Below are 15668 nucleotides of genomic sequence, written 5' to 3'. Positions count from 1 at the left end.
TTGTCGTTCCTTGCTGTGCATTTATGCAGCAAGAAATTAACACGGCCTACTACCCAACTTGTAAAGTAGCGCCATCAGGCATAGTTACTTCAATTTTCATGTTCCCGCCAACCGCAGCTAAATATGCAGCCGCACGTTGAAGTGAAACGTCCTGAATACGTTTTGATTCCAACTTACTTACACCAGAAGCTGTGACCGATAACGCCATTGCTACTACTTCCTGTTTAACTCTGTGCTGCTTTCTGATGTCACCTAGTGTGATTTCTTTCATTGTCTTTTACCGAGAATTACGGGCATTAAAAAAGCCCAGATGGTGATACCTTCTGGGCTTTTGCAAAACGTTCTACCTGCAGTGCCCAGAAGCCAATACTTGCCCCTGAACACCGACGGTCAGGTGCAATCAGTAATTAAAATTATAAAAATAGCCAGTTGAAACGTTTTGCATGATAATTCTCTTTTAACAATGTGCTTGTACATACGACCCTGTGCCGCGACTAAGCTAAATATTGAGGCTTCGGTGCTTTTCAAAAATTCAGCCTCGGCCTTCTGTCACTTATCCTTAACCATACCATGTAGATAAGCAATAGCAATGACTTTCCAAAAAGGAAAGTGCCTAAAGCATGCTATGAGTGCGTAATTAGACAAGAAGTGCCTTTAAAAGGCTACGCTATCACCCACCGCCGCTTTCTTAAGTGATGCTAGAAAATTGGGAACCTGGTCGTTTCCTTCTTCAGGAGACCAGCTTGCAAAGCCCTTATCATCGGTGACTTCGTAAGGACCCTGTTTAACTTCCATGAAAACTACTGGGCTATGACACACCGTTGCGTGCCAGGTATTGGGAGGAATCTCAATTCCGCTGGTCTCTCCACGAGCCGTTAGCGTTACTCTGTTTTCAACGTCGCCATCATCGCTGAAAAACAGAATGTCTAACTCGCCCTCTACCACCATGAAGAACTCCCACTTATGAGACTGTACATGTCGATGAGGCCGCACGTAGGAGTCAGGCATCATTGCAATAAACAAACGCTGTACCATGTCGGTATAAGATTTATGTACGTTCAAATTAGCCCGTCGGCGAGGACTTTCCTCAGCCGACTGTTTAAGCGTTTCAAACAACGCTTTATCAAAATACTGAATATTGTCCAACGTCGTTTCCTGATTAATGCTTAGGTATTTTATTAAACCCTATCGCTTCTTCCTTCGAGTGCGCAAGCATCAAAAGTAATCATTTATTTTTCTTCATTCTACGGCTTTGTTCTTGACGCTTCTCTTCTCGTTTTTCTTTCCGATCTTTCTTATCTGGCGTCAACGAACCTGTTTTGAATTTTGCTTTACGCTTGGCTTTCGCTTCAGCTTTCTTCGCCGCCTCAAGTGCCATTTCTTCTTTTTCAACTTCCAGCATTTCTGGAGTCTCAAGCGTTATTCGCCCCAACTTACCCGACTGCAGTTCTTTAAGCAGGATCTCGCATATTTTATGAAGATTTACGCGACCACCCGCTTGAATTGCTCCGCGCGTTTTGGCGGCAGCTTCCAGAAACTCTATTTCAGTATCTGGCAATTCGTCCAGCTTATAGCGCTCCTTCATTACCTCTGGATACGCTTTAATGAGGTAATCTGCCGCAAAAAAACCGACATCGTCGTATTCCATGGCGGTGTTTTTAACAGCACCTGATGAAGCTAATCGGTAAATCGAATGTGGGTTTTCAAGCTTAGGCCACAGTACTCCCGGCGTATCAAACAAGATAATACCGCTGCCTAAATTTATGCGCTGCTGGCTTTTCGTTACAGCTGGCTCGTTGCCTGTTTTAGCAATGATTCTGCCGGCTAAAATATTAATTAGCGTCGATTTACCCACGTTAGGTATACCCGTGATCATAGCTTTAATTGCTTTTGGCTGACCTTCTTTATACGAACAAATGCTTTTAACCAGCTGCATGATTTGCTTGCTGTTGCCCGGGTTATCGCTAGAGGTCGTAATCGTCTTCACGCCGCGCTCTTTCTCTAAGCTCTCCTGCCAGCGCGCAGTAATTTCTGGGTCTGCCAAATCATACTTATTAAGAATTTTAATACAGGGCTTATCGCCGCGTATTTTTGCAATTTCAGGGTTTTCACTGGAATATGGAATACGTGCGTCAAGCACCTCAATAAGAATGTCTACTTGATTAAGCGACTCTTTAATTTCTTTCAGGGCCTTGTGCATATGCCCTGGGAACCATTGTAATGCCATGGTTGTTTCCTATCGTAATCGAGTTGAGGGGAGTGTGCTTAACGGGTTAATTCATAAGCGCAGATATTCACAGCGCTGGCTAAGTTTAACGAGTCAATCTTACCGCTTCCCGCAATGGTATACGCCGTTGCGTTTAGCTTTGATAGTGCGTCAACAGGCACGCCACGGGCTTCGTTACCAAACAGATAACACTGATAATCACCAAAGGTGTTAGAGGTGATATTACTACCATTCATATCCAAGAAAGCGAAACGTTCGAACCGCTCGCCTAGGCTTTCAAGCGCCACGTTTAATTCCATGTTTACATGGAAAATAGCCCCCATACTTGAGCGTACAACTTTCGAGTTGTATGGATCTACGCTATTTGGGCTTAGTAATAATGTAAAATCCCCAAACCACGCTAGCGTTCTTAGTATGGTGCCTAAGTTGCCAGGGTCTTGAACTTCATACAAATAAATGTACTTTTCGGCACTGGATTTGTTTGCTGAAATGCTGGTTTGTGACCGCTCTGAATATAACGCGGAGTTAGGAAGTGGAACGCGAGCAATAATACCTTGAGGTGACTTAGTATCGCTGAGTTGCTGCATTTGTTGAGACGATACCGTTTCCACCTTCATATTAGAGACTGAAGAATCAAGTTTTTCTTTCAGCCACGCCTCATAATTAGCTGTCACATAAAGGGTTATATCACCTAATGTACTGCTGTCATGCTGAGCAACATTAATTAACTCTAAAACTAAGTGCTCTCCTTCCACCAAATAGAATCCGAACTGCGTTCTAAATTTCTTTTGATGAAGCTTTTTCACGTCACTTAGTTTCATTTGCACTGCCCTTTTTATAACTTTCGGCGCAAGTGTAAGGTATGAAACCCAAAACGCAAAGCGGCAACGCTTAATAGTGAAACAAATAATGAGAGAAAAAGATTGTAGTGGAGAAATACGGGATAAAGGAGAGTATCAAAAAGGCGTTTCAAATATACTTGTAAACGCCTTTTTAATTACCGAGATACCAAGACACCTAAAGCGTTCCAACGTTTGCGTGGCTCACCAATTGGAATACATAAGCAGGCCTCTTCTTTTTCACTTGGTAAAATCTGACATACAACATTTGCACTTTTAAACTCGTGAGCAAGTTCTGTTGCAAATATTTCCGTCACACCTTCCACCAGCACAAACTCGTTTTGCTTTTTCAACGCTGTAGCCAACTCTTCTACCGCTTTTAGTGAAAGGGGCCACAAAGTACGCAATACTCTTAACGATGCAACTGAGGTGATATCGCCACCTTGAATTTGTACTTTAAACATTGAATTACTCGTCTAATGTTGTTGCTTCTTGAGTATCATCACTCGTTGACGCTAATGACGTGCCAGCGGCAAATCCACCTGCACCTGCTAAACCAATACCAACGACACCAACTCCGATTTCACCAAGCGTTGCAGCGCCCGCAAGAGCAATGGGCACTGTTGCTAACCCTGCTGTGCCAACAATGGCAATACCCAAACCAATCATAGCAATACCAACGCCTAGCTGCTCCCAACCATCAAAGCCGCCGGACACCATTTCAATTTCACTTGTATTTAACTCTTTCATTTACATTTCCTTGTTTTATTAGGCTTCCATTCGAAGCCAAAAACAGGGTAAAAAATGGAATAACAAATAGAAACTGTTCGATGGACGGGTTTTAAAACACTTAAGAGCTAAAGCGCCGTCCAAACTGGTTTGGTTCGCTTTTTTCCTACTGTTGGTCAGCGACAACATAAATTTCACCGTCGTAAATACCTTGGACGGTAAGCTTCTGGCTTGCCAGTGCCTGAAGGTAATCAATATGCGCTTGTTCCACTTTCTGTCCAGGAACAATAAGCGGAATACCAGGCGGATACGGTGTAATTAAACCTGCTGCAGTGCGTCTAACGCTGTTTTGCCATGGAATGGCTTCCCTAGGGCTGAAAAACGCTTTTGACGGAAGGTCGTCTAAATGAATTGGCGGAATGTCTGCCGGTAACGGACTCTTGCTCTTGCGCTTGCTTAGGTTAACGGCGCCATCATCAAGACGTTTTAACGCGTTGTATAGCCTTACAATTTTAGAGCGCATTCCACCTAGCGTAAGCAGTACTAGAATAGTGCTATGAGTAAACTTCTCGATTTCTAAACCAACTTCGTCCATTAAGAAACGATGTATTTCTTGGTTTGAATAATCAAGCGCCGATACGTCAATTAAGATTTTAAGCGGATCATGCCCAATGTTGTCACTTTCAAAGTGAGAAAACATATTCGCAAAGTCACTAGGCGAAAGTATTTTAAGTCGCTTAAACTTGGCCATTTGCGATTTGAGTTCGGCAACATTGCTCAATAGCTCATTAAGGATTTTGTAGCCTTCCATTTCCAGCTGCTGACGACATACATCAAGCGAGGCAATGAGTTGATACTTGGGCGAGGTACTGGTGTGAATTGCAAACACTTCTTTAAAAAAGTCTTTATCGAAATCTGGATCGTTTACATGAATAAAGGATGCTTGCGAGAACGCCGACACCACTTTGTGCGCAGAGTGAGTAATATAGTCTGCCCCAGCGGCGATAGCCGAGTAGTCACGCAATGCAGGATGGAACAAGGAATACGCAAACCATGCTTCGTCAATGAACACTTTAATGCCATGCTCGTGGGCTAAATTTACGACTTGCTTAAGGTCAGTCAATAACCCGTCGTAGGTACAGCCCGTCAGTACGATAAGTTTAGCATCAGTATTTTCTTCAATAAGCTGCTTAATTTGCGCCATTCTAGGGGGTGAGAAAATACCGTATTCAGGGTTAAATACACTGTCTAAATACACTGGCATAGCGCGCGCCTGAATAATGCCGTAGTGCACTGACTTGTGGCAGTTTCTGTCGGCAATTACTTTGTCGCCTTCGCGCAACAGCGTCTGCAAAATGATTTTGTTTGATGTCGAAGAGCCGTTCGTGACGAAATAGGAATGGCGAACTTCAAATGTATTCGCGACAGCGGCTTGCGCTTTCCCGATAGCGTGAGTGCCATCTGATAGTGAGCCCAGCGAGTCTACGCTTACCGATAAGTCACTAACAAACACGTTACGACCAAAGAAGCGATAAAAATCACTGATATAGGGTGAATTTCTAAAGCTTGCGCCACCGCTGTGACCTGGCGTATGCCACGAGTCGTTAGACTCCACTACATAGTCTTTGTATTCAGTCCAAAACGGCGTTTCGTTTCTATCATCAAAGTCGTTGATGATATAACCCAAAATAGACTCTGGGTCTGAAATAATGTCGTTACGATAGAAGAACGATTCAATGCCATTGGCTTGGTTTACAATATCCAACCCTTTTACTGCATCGCCTAAGACATATACGGGGAGTTCAGGGCGAATGCGTTTAATGGAGTCTATAACTCTGGCGTTATTATCAATAACAGCGTTGCGTGCAGACGACTTTTCGCTTGTGGTTTTCTCGTTCGCGTTTTGTGAACTAGCGCTTTCGGCTGCGGGGCTTGTATTTTCATTAAGTACGCCATTTAATGGCACAACGTCTGTCAGCTCTTTAACCTTCGCCACCACATCCCAGCTAAATACCACAGCTTGAATATCACCGTCTTCACGAACAAATTGTAGTGCCTTTGCAACGGAGTTCGCTTCAAGCAGGCTTATTTCAACGTCACTTCGGTCAAAGTAAGTGATGGTGTTGCCTATACTTGACGTAATTTGTTCCAATAAATCAACAGCATCTTCTATAACAAGAATTTTTAAATGAGGGCGCATTAACCAACCATGTAATTAATAATGAGCATTTAGCGCTAGGCTAAAACTCATAAAACTAAGAATCAATAAACTAAGAATCTATAAACAAAAACAGTAAAACTAAAAATAGTGTAACTCTGAATTTCACTGGTGTCGTGTAAACTCTTGCTATGTCGAAATAAAAGTGCGTAAACGAATTGGACGAGGGCTAAATCACGCATGCACACACCTTCCCTTCAGAACCAATTCCCACACGCTTATCTCTCAAAATCAACGGAGCACACGAAGAACCTACGAGAATTTCTACACTACGCGAAAAATGTGCTCCCTTCTATTGCATCTGCAAAGAAAAACGCCTGGCCAATACATCATGACCACTGCTTTATGCGGGTGATTTTAGACAATATTGTCGGCTGTGCGTGGTATGAGGTCATTCCCTCGCCGGCCTATAACAACCTGACCGACGAGCAAGCCAGTGCAGCATTAAACCTTGCCAGACAGATAGTCACTGAGAATGTTTCGCTTCACGTACTCAACCAACGCTCAAAACAATGGCGCGATAAACAGCTAAAGCTGGAGTTTTAGTATGACAAAACGAACATCCATTAACGACGCAATTTTAATAGAGGATGGCCAAGACCTAGAGCGAATTGTGAAAGACAAACGTGCGCAATGGCGGGCTAATAACGCGAAAGCGCGTCGCAGACAACGCCGATATAAAAAGAAGCTTATTGCAGAACTTCCGCGAATTATCACCGATATTCATAGCACATATCCCGAAGATGAAGCCTAAAGCACTATCATAAAAGAAATCAATTACCTACAATCACTGCTAGAAAGTTGCGCTTAACAGAGCGTAACGTAAATTAATTCCTACTAAGAAAGTGACAGGACATACCATGGCGTTTAATTTAGCTATTAACAACGATATTGCTGTAATCACCTTTGACGACGGGAAAGTTAACGCCGTTGGGTTTGAGCTTATTCAGCAGTTTAACGATGCCTTAGATGAAGCAGAACAAAACGCAAAAGCGGTTGTATTACACGGTGGTGAAGGCAAGTTTTGCGGCGGGTTTGATTTATCGGTAATGAAAGCCGACGACAAAGCAAAACAACACGAGTTGGTGTCAAAAGGCGCTGAGTTAATCGTACGTCTTTATAGCTTCCCACTACCTGTAGTCGTTGCTGCAGAAGGTCACAGCATTGCAATGGGCGCTATTATGCTTTTAGCTGCCGACTTGCGTATTGGTAAAGACGCAGATACTAAATATGGGCTTAATGAAACCGCCATTGGTATGGTGCTGCCGCCTTTCGGTATGGAGCTAGCAAAAGCCAGACTAGCGAATACGTCTCAAACCGAAGCATTGCTTTTTTCACGTATTTACCAAGGTAAAGAAGCAGTGAAAGCGGGCTTTATCGACGCTGCGGTGCCTCAAGAGCAGGTTTTAGCAACGGCCATGGGTTACGCAGAAAAGTTGAAGATGTTGCCTAGACAGTCTTTTGCTGAGTCTAAAATACAATTGCGTAAAGAAACGATAGAGAAGATGAAAGCTTAGCGATTATGTTATGACAGCGCGTTGAGACTGGTTGTTTCAACGCGCTATCTAAAGCAGTTACTTTATGGGTCCAGAACGGCGTTCTATCTCTTCTTTAAGTGCGCTTCTAAGGCCTAGCTCAAAGCTTAATTCTGCAAGCACAAATAGTGGTCCTATTGCCAGCCCCATTATGTCGTCGACAAACGCAGGCTTTTTACCTTCATAGTGATGACCAATAAACTGAAGCACCCAACCACCAATAAAAATGCCAAGTGAGATAGTAAGCCATGTTCCCACTTCATTCTGTGCGATGGGTTGAGCGAAATAGACCATAGCCCCCGTAATAAGCGTCATCACTACGCCAAGTTTTATATCTAACTTAATGTAGAACGCATTACCAATTGCCCAAACAAAGAGCGCTGGGCTTATGATCATTTCCCCAAAAATTGGCGCGCTAACTAGAAACGCAGGCTTACTTAGTAGACAGAAAACCGAGAAAACAATTAGCGGAATACCGACATAATGGGTGTACATGTTTCTTTGATCTCTGTGGTACTTGGCGTATTCACTCAAGTGCTGTTCTAAATTTTTCATACTGCGTCACCCATAAGTTATATCAAGGTGTTAGTTTACTCCCTTCTTTCGCTTACAAACTGTCGTTTTGACGACAAAGTGGAGGTATAGTGGTGCTCTTCGTGCTATTTGAGCTCAACGATTAAAGATGAACTTAGTTGGCTATCGCGAATCATAGTGAAATTGATTAAAAACAATTGGAGTTTTCATGACTTACAGGAAGTACCTTTGGGCTTTGACAGGTTCTGCGCTTCTTTCTTTAACAGCGTGCAGCTCGGTCTCCTCTCTCTATTCAAATGAAAGTGAAGGTAGTCAACAGCATACCGAGGGCAAACCACTTACGTTAGCGGACAGTCATTGGCAGGTTGAAAGTATAGACCGAGCAGGAATTATCGATTTCAGCCATGTTACGCTTAACGTAAATTCAAACGGAGACACTAGCAGAGTAAGCGGCAGTACAGGTTGTAATCAGTTTACCGGAGCGCTAGATGTTGATGAAGCCGATACGGTATTTAGTGATAAAAGCTCAGCTGAATCCTTTTCCACTGATAAGCTCATTCTCACCAAAAAGGCATGTGCGCCTGCACTGATGAAACAAGAGCAACGCTTCATCGAAATGCTAGCCGCATCGGCAAGTTATTCGATAGTGGAAAATACTTGGTTGGTGCTTTACGACAGTAGTGATAATGAAACGATTAGAGCGATTGCTGCACAGATTTCTCAATCGACGACAAACAAATCGGCAAGTGCGACAAAAAGTAATGTAGATACGAAATTGTCTGACCTGGCGTCATCGCAAAAACAAGATGTGGTTGGCTCAAATGAACAAGAGTCGACCAAAACGTACAAATGTGAAACGCCTAATGCCAATCTCGCTACATTACGTGTAAATACGCTGGGGCCTGACACATTGGCTTTATCATTAAACAACACCCATCACATTGTGCAGTTATCACGTTCAGCATCGGGGGCAAAATACACCAACAACAAGAACGTAGTGTTTTGGAATAAAGGGGATGTTGCTACCCTATCGATCAACTCAGGTTATTACCATTGCAGTTTAAGCACCTAAAGCGAAATCGACGCTTACTTGTCTGTTTTAGGCTTAGTCTCTACCTTAATATTTACCTCACATGATGAAAGGGCCTAAGCTGCCCTTTTAACTTCTCTTTTCAACAGCATCAAATTGCGAAGAGCAATTGCTTTTAGCCCCGCATGGTTAACCCTTACCTCCAACTCAATTAGTTTCAGTTAAACATTTTCGCACCTTTAATTGATCAATCAAAAAGGAATTAAGCATGGGGATAGCTAATTCTTTATATATTTAATGTTTACACTTTTACTATTTAAAATCATTCACTTACCAGCAAGTTCCGCAGGTTAATCCTAGCCATTCCGCTTCTGTAACAATGCTCACAAGTTGAAACAATAGTTAGAACACTATACAATTTATTTTTATTGAACGACCAATTAAAATAAAAGCATCAGTAAAAAGACGTGCGACATTACGTCCTAAAACCTTCAATAATGCGTCATTGGCGCAGTAGGCAATGATGCTTTTTACAGGGTGACTTTTACAAAGCGAAAGTGTTCTATTCGAGCAAGTTAGCATTTCAATAAAGAAAATAGTTTCAACACTATTCATCATTTTGAAACTATTTCTACGTATTAGGTATTCGTAATAGAAGTTAATTCGCAGTACCCGCAAATTGGCGAAAGTTTTAGTCCTTTTAAAAGTAGGAGTTTATGCATGTCATTACCGACTTATCAGAATTTCATTCACGGCAAGCCGATGGCAAACAAAAGCAAAGAAACCTTTGCTGTAACCAACCCCGCAACCGGTGAGGTAATTTACCACGTAGAAGTGGCTGATGAGTTTATTCAACAAGAAGCAATTAAAAGCGCTAAAGAAGGTTTTTCAGTGTGGTCAGCAATGATGCCAATTGAAAGAACCCGCATTCTTAATAAAGCGGTTGCATTGCTTCGTGAGCGTAATGACGAACTCGCAAAGCTTGAAGTACTCGATACCGGTAAGCCTATTCAAGAAGCCGACTGTGTTGATATTGAAACTGGCGCTGATGTCATTGAGTACTATGCCGGCCTAGCTCCTACTCAACTAGGTACCCAGCAACCTGTGGGTGGCGATTTCTTCTACACGCGCAAAGAAGCGCTAGGTATCTGTGCCGGTATTGGCGCATGGAACTACCCTATTCAAATCGCTTGCTGGAAATCAGGCCCCGCCCTTGCCGCAGGTAATGCGTTTATATTTAAGCCGTCAGAAGAAACCCCAATGGGTGCGCTTAAACTGGCTGAAATTTTCACCGAAGCTGGCGTACCTGATGGCGTATTTAATGTGGTTCAAGGCGCAGCACAAGTAGGCCAGTGGCTTACAAACAGCCCTGATATAGAGAAAGTATCGTTTACTGGTGAGGTAGGCACAGGTAAAAAAGTGATGCAAAGCGCCGCTGCGTCGAACTTAAAAGACGTAACAATGGAGCTTGGCGGGAAGTCACCGCTTGTAGTATTCGAAGATGCCGACATTAGCCAAGCTATCAGCGCCGCTATGCTTGGTAATTTCTACACCCAAGGTGAAATCTGCACTAACTGCACCCGTGTTTACGTTCAACGTTCTGTTTATCAAGCCTTTATTGATGAGCTTAAAGCCCGTACCGAAAACAACATTATTATGGGCGATCCGCTTGACCCTAACGTAAACCTAGGCGCACTTATTTCTAAAAAGCACCAAGAGCTGGTACTTGGCTATATTGCCAAAGGAAAAGAAGAAGGCGCAACGCTGTTAACCGGCGGGAACGCTGCCTCTCCGGCATCTGCGCCAAATGGCTATTTTGTTGAGCCAACAATTTTCACCGACTGCGCTGACGATATGACTATCGTTAAAGAAGAGATTTTCGGACCAGTAATGAGCGTGTTAGTTTTCGATGATGAAGACGAAGTGATCGCACGCGCGAATGACACTGAGCTAGGCTTAGCTGCCGGTGTATTTAGTAAGGACATCCAGCGCGCGCACCGCGTTATCCACCAGCTTCAAGCCGGTATTTGCTGGATAAATGCATATGGTAACTCTCCGGCTGAAATGCCAGTAGGCGGCTACAAACAGTCTGGCATAGGACGTGAAAACGGCGTTGAAACGCTTAATAGCTACACACAGACCAAATCGGTTTATGTAGGTATAAGCCAAATTGAGAGCCCGTTTTAAGCCGCAGTAGGAGTACATATGCAGACATTTGATTACATTATTGTTGGAGCTGGTTCTGCCGGCTGCGTGCTAGCGAACCGCTTATCAGAAAACCCAAAGCACAAGGTGTTGCTACTGGAAACCGGTGGCTCAGATAAAAGCATTTTCATCAAGATGCCAACGGCGCTGTCTATTCCTATGAATACCGACAAGTATGCGTGGCAATTCAACACTGAAAAAGAGCCCTATTTAAACAACCGTGAAATGCACTGCCCACGCGGTAAAGTGTTGGGCGGCTCATCATCCATTAACGGAATGGTATACGTACGCGGCCACGCTAAAGACTTTGATGAATGGGAAGCTCACGGCGCAGAGGGCTGGAATTATCAGGCGTGCCTACCCTATTTCCAAAAAGCTGAAACCTGGTACAAAGGTAACGACGCTTACCGAGGTGGCAATGGTGAACTCGGCGTTAACAACGGTAACGAAATGAAGAACCCGCTTTATACGGCCTTCATTAAAGCCGGCGAACAGGCGGGCTACGACATCACTAGCGATTACAATGGCAAGCAGCAAGAAGGCTTCGGGCCCATGCATATGACCGTGAAAGACGGTGTACGCAGTTCAGCAAGCCGTGAATATCTTGACCCGGTAAAATCGCGTAAGAATTTAACTATAGTGACTGGCGCGCTGGTTACTAAAGTCGTGCTGGAAGATAAAGTCGCAAAAGGCGTTGAATATGTAGTTAACGGTAAAACCGAGACTGCCGCCACATCTAACGAAGTGATTTTAAGTGCCGGCTCTATTGGCTCGCCACACATCCTGCAGCTTTCTGGAATTGGCGACAAAGATATTCTTGAAAAAGCAGGTGTCGATGTTAAGCACCACCTGCCGGGTGTGGGTCAAAACCTGCAAGATCATTTGGAATTTTATTTCCAGTACAAGTGCAAACAGCCAATAACGTTAAACCGCAAACTGGGCTTAATTTCAAAAGGGTTGATCGGCGCTCGCTGGTTGTTAAACCGTTCTGGGTTAGGCGCTACGAATCACTTTGAATCTTGCGCCTTCATTCGCTCGAAAGCAGATGTGCAGTGGCCTGACATTCAGTACCATTTCTTGCCTGCCGCTATTCGATACGACGGAAAGTCAGCGTTTGATGGCGATGGTTTTCAAGTGCACGTAGGTCACAACAAACCTAAAAGTAGAGGTAGCGTAACCCTTCAGTCGGCTAACCCGACGGTTCCACCTAAAATTTTGTTTAACTATTTGCAGCATCCAGATGATATCGAAGGGTTTAGAGCATGCGTAAGACTTACACGAGAAATCATCGCACAGTCAGCATTCGACGACTTCAGAGACGGCGAAATTCAGCCTGGCGAGCACATTCAGACGGATGAAGAAATAGACGCTTTTGTGCGTGAAGCCGTTGAGAGCGCTTACCATCCATCATGCTCTTGCAAAATGGGGGAAGATGAGTTGGCAGTGGTAGATTCTCAAACCAATGTTCATGGCATTGAAGGATTGCGAGTGGTGGATTCTTCTATCTTCCCCACAATTCCAAACGGAAACCTAAATGCGCCAACCATCATGGTGGCGGAAAAGGCGGCAGACATCATTCTGGGTAAACCTGCTTTGCCACCACAAAATGTACCCGTGGATATTCACCCGCATTGGCAAACAAAGCAACGCTAAATTTTTAAACTAGCTCGCACCAGTGTGCTTGTTGTTAAAACAAGCGCACCTTCCACAGTGCCTACATACCGCCTTTAATATAAGGCTTTAATGTGTAGTTGGGTGGACTGTTTAATAACGAAAAAAAGGAAAAAACATGTTTCATTTTTATCAATATTGGGAGGGTGATAATGACAGTATGGCTTAGTGCAGGCATTATTTTCACTCTACTTTCTGTAGCCTATATTTTGTTTAAATGGGGCAACATGAAAGTGGTCGGCGTAACGCCAGTTAGAACCTTTACCTTTATTGCCATTCTCTTTACCTCAGGTTTGGACGTGGGCCTTATTATGTTCCCGCTCACTGAATTTGCTGGTTATGCTGACATAAGCGCAAGTCCTGAATATGCCTTCACCAATCCGCTCGCCATTGAGTTTGGGTTTTGGGGATTCTTAATTTGGGGATTCTACTTTCTTACTTGTTTTTATTTCTGCGTAATCGAACCGAAAGTAAAGTTCTTCGAGCTTCCGGTTGTTAAGTTCGTAAACAACGTTGTAATCATCGGAACCTGTGCTTTCACGGCGTTTCTACTGCTGTCTAACCTTCCGTGGTATTTACCGTCGATAGGCGACGGAGAATCTGTCGTGCCTGCGTTCTACTTGATCGTGTTTGCAGCCATTGCTTTTGCCGTATATTCGAGCACTAGCATTAAATACGTGCGTATTTTAAGCCTAACAACCACATGGGTATTTATAGCGCTTATTATTGGCATGTGGGCGGCTGCATTTGTATTTGGTGAAAGTGAGATAACGGCTTATTTTACCAACCTAGGTCTTATTGGCGGGTACTTTGCGAACATCGATAACTTCGTATTACCCATTAATGAGTATCACGAGTTCTATCTATTCTGGTGGTTCAGCTGGAGCATCATGATTGGTCAGTTTACGTCTCGTTTCGTGGGCGGTCTTAAAACTTATCAAGTCATGTTGGCTATGATGGTCATTCCATCTATCCCGATTGCGGCTTGGTTTTCAGTACTGTACCACTATCACAGTGCCGGTATTCCTACTGAGGGGATAACCAATTTAGCCATGGTATGCGTGGGTGTCGTCTTTGTGATCAACTCACTTGATTCACTGATTAGACTGTACACAGATAATCTAAACATGACCGTTGAACGCATCGGTAAAGGCAATTACATTGCTCTCAATATCGTGGCGCTTTCGCTACTTACGTTGCTGTTCAAACTAGACTTCTTGCAAATTCAGTGGGTGGGTGCGTTAGTTATCACTATCTTCTTTAGCTGCTTTGCTTTCATTCTAAGTCAGAAATTTAAATCGGTGACGGCCATCAAAACATCGCCGAAAGAAAACAAAATCGACTTTACCAAGATAGAAAATCTCAACTAACTAAATCATTTACTTTTTACCTTCTTAACATTGGCTCATTTTGAGCCAATGGGGGTAAGTATTGCCCGAAGCTTGCGTAAGAGCGCATTAACTAGGAAGCGGGCCAAATAAAACAATGATAAAAACAGGTGTTTAACAATGAAAAAATTGAATTCTTTTTTTACATCCACGCATATTTTCACAGTGGCTATTGTCGCAGCGTTATATTCTTCAGCTTCATTCGCTGATTGGAGCGCCAATATCTCTGCGGTTTCAGATTATACCTTCAACGGCGTTAGCCAAACGCAAAACGACCCGGCTCTTCAGGGCGGCGTTGATAAAGCATTTGATAACGGCACTTATGCAGGCACGTGGGCATCTAATGTAGATTTTGGTGGCGATACAAACCTTGAATGGGATTTTTACGTGGGTCGTTACCAAATGCTAACCGAAACGGTGAGTTTGGACTACGGCATCGCTTATTACTCTTATCACGGTGGCGATGATTCAAGTGATGGCAATTACCCAGAGGTGTATATCAAGTTTGGTTATGCCAGTGACTACGGTAGTTCAGAACTAAACTTCTGGTACACGTGGGATTACTTTGGAACAGGCGCAAAACACGCTATCGCAATGGTTGCTCATACCTTTGAGCTTGCGCCTAACCACAACCTTCGTGCTAGCTTTGATGTATCTAACTCTCTAGACAGCGATACCTGGGTATGGCGTGACGAAAACACGTCTTTCTATCACTACCGTTTGGCCTATCAGACAAGCTACAAAGGATTAGACTTTGAAATTGCTGCTGAAAACACGAACCTTGATATAGATACCGCCGACGAACGTATTGTGTTTGGTGTATCTAAGACCTTTAGCTTTTAATCAAGCAGGCTCGCACTAGCCGGGGCTATCGTTGTCTAACGTTGAGGATAGCAGTAGCCCCTCACTTGCAGCGCTGGAAAGGCCCTCGACACTCCAGTCTGACCACGCTGCCATTTCTCTTGACGCATTAATGAAAATTGTGACGTTACGGCCGCTTTCTTTAGCTTGGTACAAAGCCCAGTCTGCTATCAATATTGCATGCTCCCATACTGTTGAATCAAGTGTGCAACTCTCCCAGGGAAGCCTTGTCGCCCCTATAGACATTGATATAGGCTCAGGAATCTCTAGTACTTGATGAAGCGATGCGATAGACCCGACATTCCGCATCAAATTCAGGAATAAATCTCTTGGTATAATGTGCCAAGTACATCAATGATCACCTGCTGGCGCTCCTGTTTGTCTGTGATTACGGGGGGAGAGTCACCAATACTGACTTCGTGGATCCCACT

17 protein-coding genes are annotated in these 15668 nt (G+C 43.7%); 8 read left to right on the top strand and 9 right to left on the bottom strand.

The window, feature by feature from the left end:
* Positions 1 to 49 precede the first annotated feature (49 nt).
* From NO989_RS11080 to NO989_RS11050, 7 genes are all read right to left on the bottom strand, one after another.
* On the bottom strand, positions 50 to 271 hold the full coding sequence (locus NO989_RS11080) for an XRE family transcriptional regulator (RefSeq protein WP_014950268.1): 222 nt from the start codon (positions 269 to 271) through the stop codon (positions 50 to 52).
* Positions 272 to 654: 383 nt separating this feature from the next.
* Positions 655 to 1146 carry a WbuC family cupin fold metalloprotein gene (locus NO989_RS11075; RefSeq protein WP_014979903.1) on the bottom strand — a complete coding sequence of 164 codons (492 nt, stop codon included), beginning with the start codon at positions 1144 to 1146 and terminating at the stop codon, positions 655 to 657.
* A 79-nt stretch (positions 1147 to 1225) separates the two neighbouring features.
* On the bottom strand, positions 1226 to 2227 hold the full coding sequence (gene ylqF / locus NO989_RS11070; protein ID WP_371342527.1) for a ribosome biogenesis GTPase YlqF: 1002 nt from the start codon (positions 2225 to 2227) through the stop codon (positions 1226 to 1228).
* A 38-nt stretch (positions 2228 to 2265) separates the two neighbouring features.
* The gene (locus NO989_RS11065; RefSeq protein WP_049587156.1) at positions 2266 to 3048 is read right to left on the bottom strand and encodes an RNA methyltransferase; all 783 of its coding nucleotides are present in this window, start codon (positions 3046 to 3048) and stop codon (positions 2266 to 2268) included.
* A 176-nt stretch (positions 3049 to 3224) separates the two neighbouring features.
* Complete coding sequence (locus tag NO989_RS11060) at positions 3225 to 3530, bottom strand: hypothetical protein (protein WP_014977116.1); 306 nt, start codon at positions 3528 to 3530, stop codon at positions 3225 to 3227.
* Between the two features lie 4 nt (positions 3531 to 3534).
* On the bottom strand, positions 3535 to 3816 hold the full coding sequence (locus NO989_RS11055; protein WP_014950274.1) for a hypothetical protein: 282 nt from the start codon (positions 3814 to 3816) through the stop codon (positions 3535 to 3537).
* Positions 3817 to 3961: 145 nt separating this feature from the next.
* The gene (locus NO989_RS11050; protein ID WP_371342526.1) at positions 3962 to 5995 is read right to left on the bottom strand and encodes an aminotransferase class I/II-fold pyridoxal phosphate-dependent enzyme; all 2034 of its coding nucleotides are present in this window, start codon (positions 5993 to 5995) and stop codon (positions 3962 to 3964) included.
* A 198-nt stretch (positions 5996 to 6193) separates the two neighbouring features.
* Between NO989_RS11050 and NO989_RS11045 the strand changes: the two genes are divergently transcribed.
* The 3 genes from NO989_RS11045 (at position 6194) to NO989_RS11035 (ending at position 7530) form a co-directional block, all read left to right on the top strand.
* Positions 6194 to 6559, top strand: coding sequence for a hypothetical protein (locus NO989_RS11045; RefSeq protein WP_371342525.1), 366 nt, complete (start codon positions 6194 to 6196; stop codon positions 6557 to 6559).
* A 1-nt stretch (position 6560) separates the two neighbouring features.
* Positions 6561 to 6767 carry a hypothetical protein gene (locus NO989_RS11040; protein ID WP_348668859.1) on the top strand — a complete coding sequence of 69 codons (207 nt, stop codon included), beginning with the start codon at positions 6561 to 6563 and terminating at the stop codon, positions 6765 to 6767.
* Positions 6768 to 6873: 106 nt separating this feature from the next.
* Positions 6874 to 7530, top strand: a complete 657-nt coding sequence (locus tag NO989_RS11035; protein WP_371342524.1) for a crotonase/enoyl-CoA hydratase family protein — start codon at positions 6874 to 6876, stop codon at positions 7528 to 7530.
* A gap of 57 nt (positions 7531 to 7587) precedes the next feature.
* On the opposite strand, the gene NO989_RS11030 is transcribed toward NO989_RS11035, so the two are convergent.
* The gene (locus NO989_RS11030) at positions 7588 to 8103 is read right to left on the bottom strand and encodes a DUF962 domain-containing protein (protein ID WP_371342523.1); all 516 of its coding nucleotides are present in this window, start codon (positions 8101 to 8103) and stop codon (positions 7588 to 7590) included.
* 187 nt (positions 8104 to 8290) lie between these two features.
* Here NO989_RS11030 and NO989_RS11025 point away from each other — a divergent pair, with 187 nt between their 5' ends.
* The 5 genes from NO989_RS11025 to NO989_RS11005 all read left to right on the top strand — a co-directional run bounded on the left by NO989_RS11025 (position 8291) and on the right by NO989_RS11005 (position 15219).
* A complete protein-coding gene (locus tag NO989_RS11025; RefSeq protein ID WP_061486308.1) occupies positions 8291 to 9154 on the top strand; it encodes an META domain-containing protein in 864 nt (287 codons plus the stop codon).
* Positions 9155 to 9832: 678 nt separating this feature from the next.
* Complete coding sequence (gene betB, locus NO989_RS11020) at positions 9833 to 11299, top strand: betaine-aldehyde dehydrogenase (RefSeq protein ID WP_061486309.1); 1467 nt, start codon at positions 9833 to 9835, stop codon at positions 11297 to 11299.
* Between the two features lie 18 nt (positions 11300 to 11317).
* A complete protein-coding gene (gene betA, locus NO989_RS11015) occupies positions 11318 to 12970 on the top strand; it encodes a choline dehydrogenase (protein ID WP_061486310.1) in 1653 nt (550 codons plus the stop codon).
* Positions 12971 to 13140: 170 nt separating this feature from the next.
* Positions 13141 to 14358, top strand: a complete 1218-nt coding sequence (locus NO989_RS11010) for a choline transporter (protein ID WP_049587146.1) — start codon at positions 13141 to 13143, stop codon at positions 14356 to 14358.
* 138 nt (positions 14359 to 14496) lie between these two features.
* Positions 14497 to 15219, top strand: coding sequence for a TorF family putative porin (locus NO989_RS11005; RefSeq protein ID WP_061486311.1), 723 nt, complete (start codon positions 14497 to 14499; stop codon positions 15217 to 15219).
* A 15-nt stretch (positions 15220 to 15234) separates the two neighbouring features.
* On the opposite strand, the gene NO989_RS11000 is transcribed toward NO989_RS11005, so the two are convergent.
* Positions 15235 to 15546, bottom strand: a complete 312-nt coding sequence (locus tag NO989_RS11000; RefSeq protein ID WP_371342522.1) for a hypothetical protein — start codon at positions 15544 to 15546, stop codon at positions 15235 to 15237.
* Positions 15547 to 15668: the final 122 nt, after the last annotated feature.

Source organism: Alteromonas sp. DY56-G5 (genome assembly GCF_041414725.1).
GTDB classification, from domain to species: Bacteria; Pseudomonadota; Gammaproteobacteria; order Enterobacterales; family Alteromonadaceae; genus Alteromonas; species Alteromonas macleodii.
The sequence above is the reverse complement of the archived record's forward strand: the minus strand, read 5'-3'. Positions and strand labels throughout refer to the sequence as shown.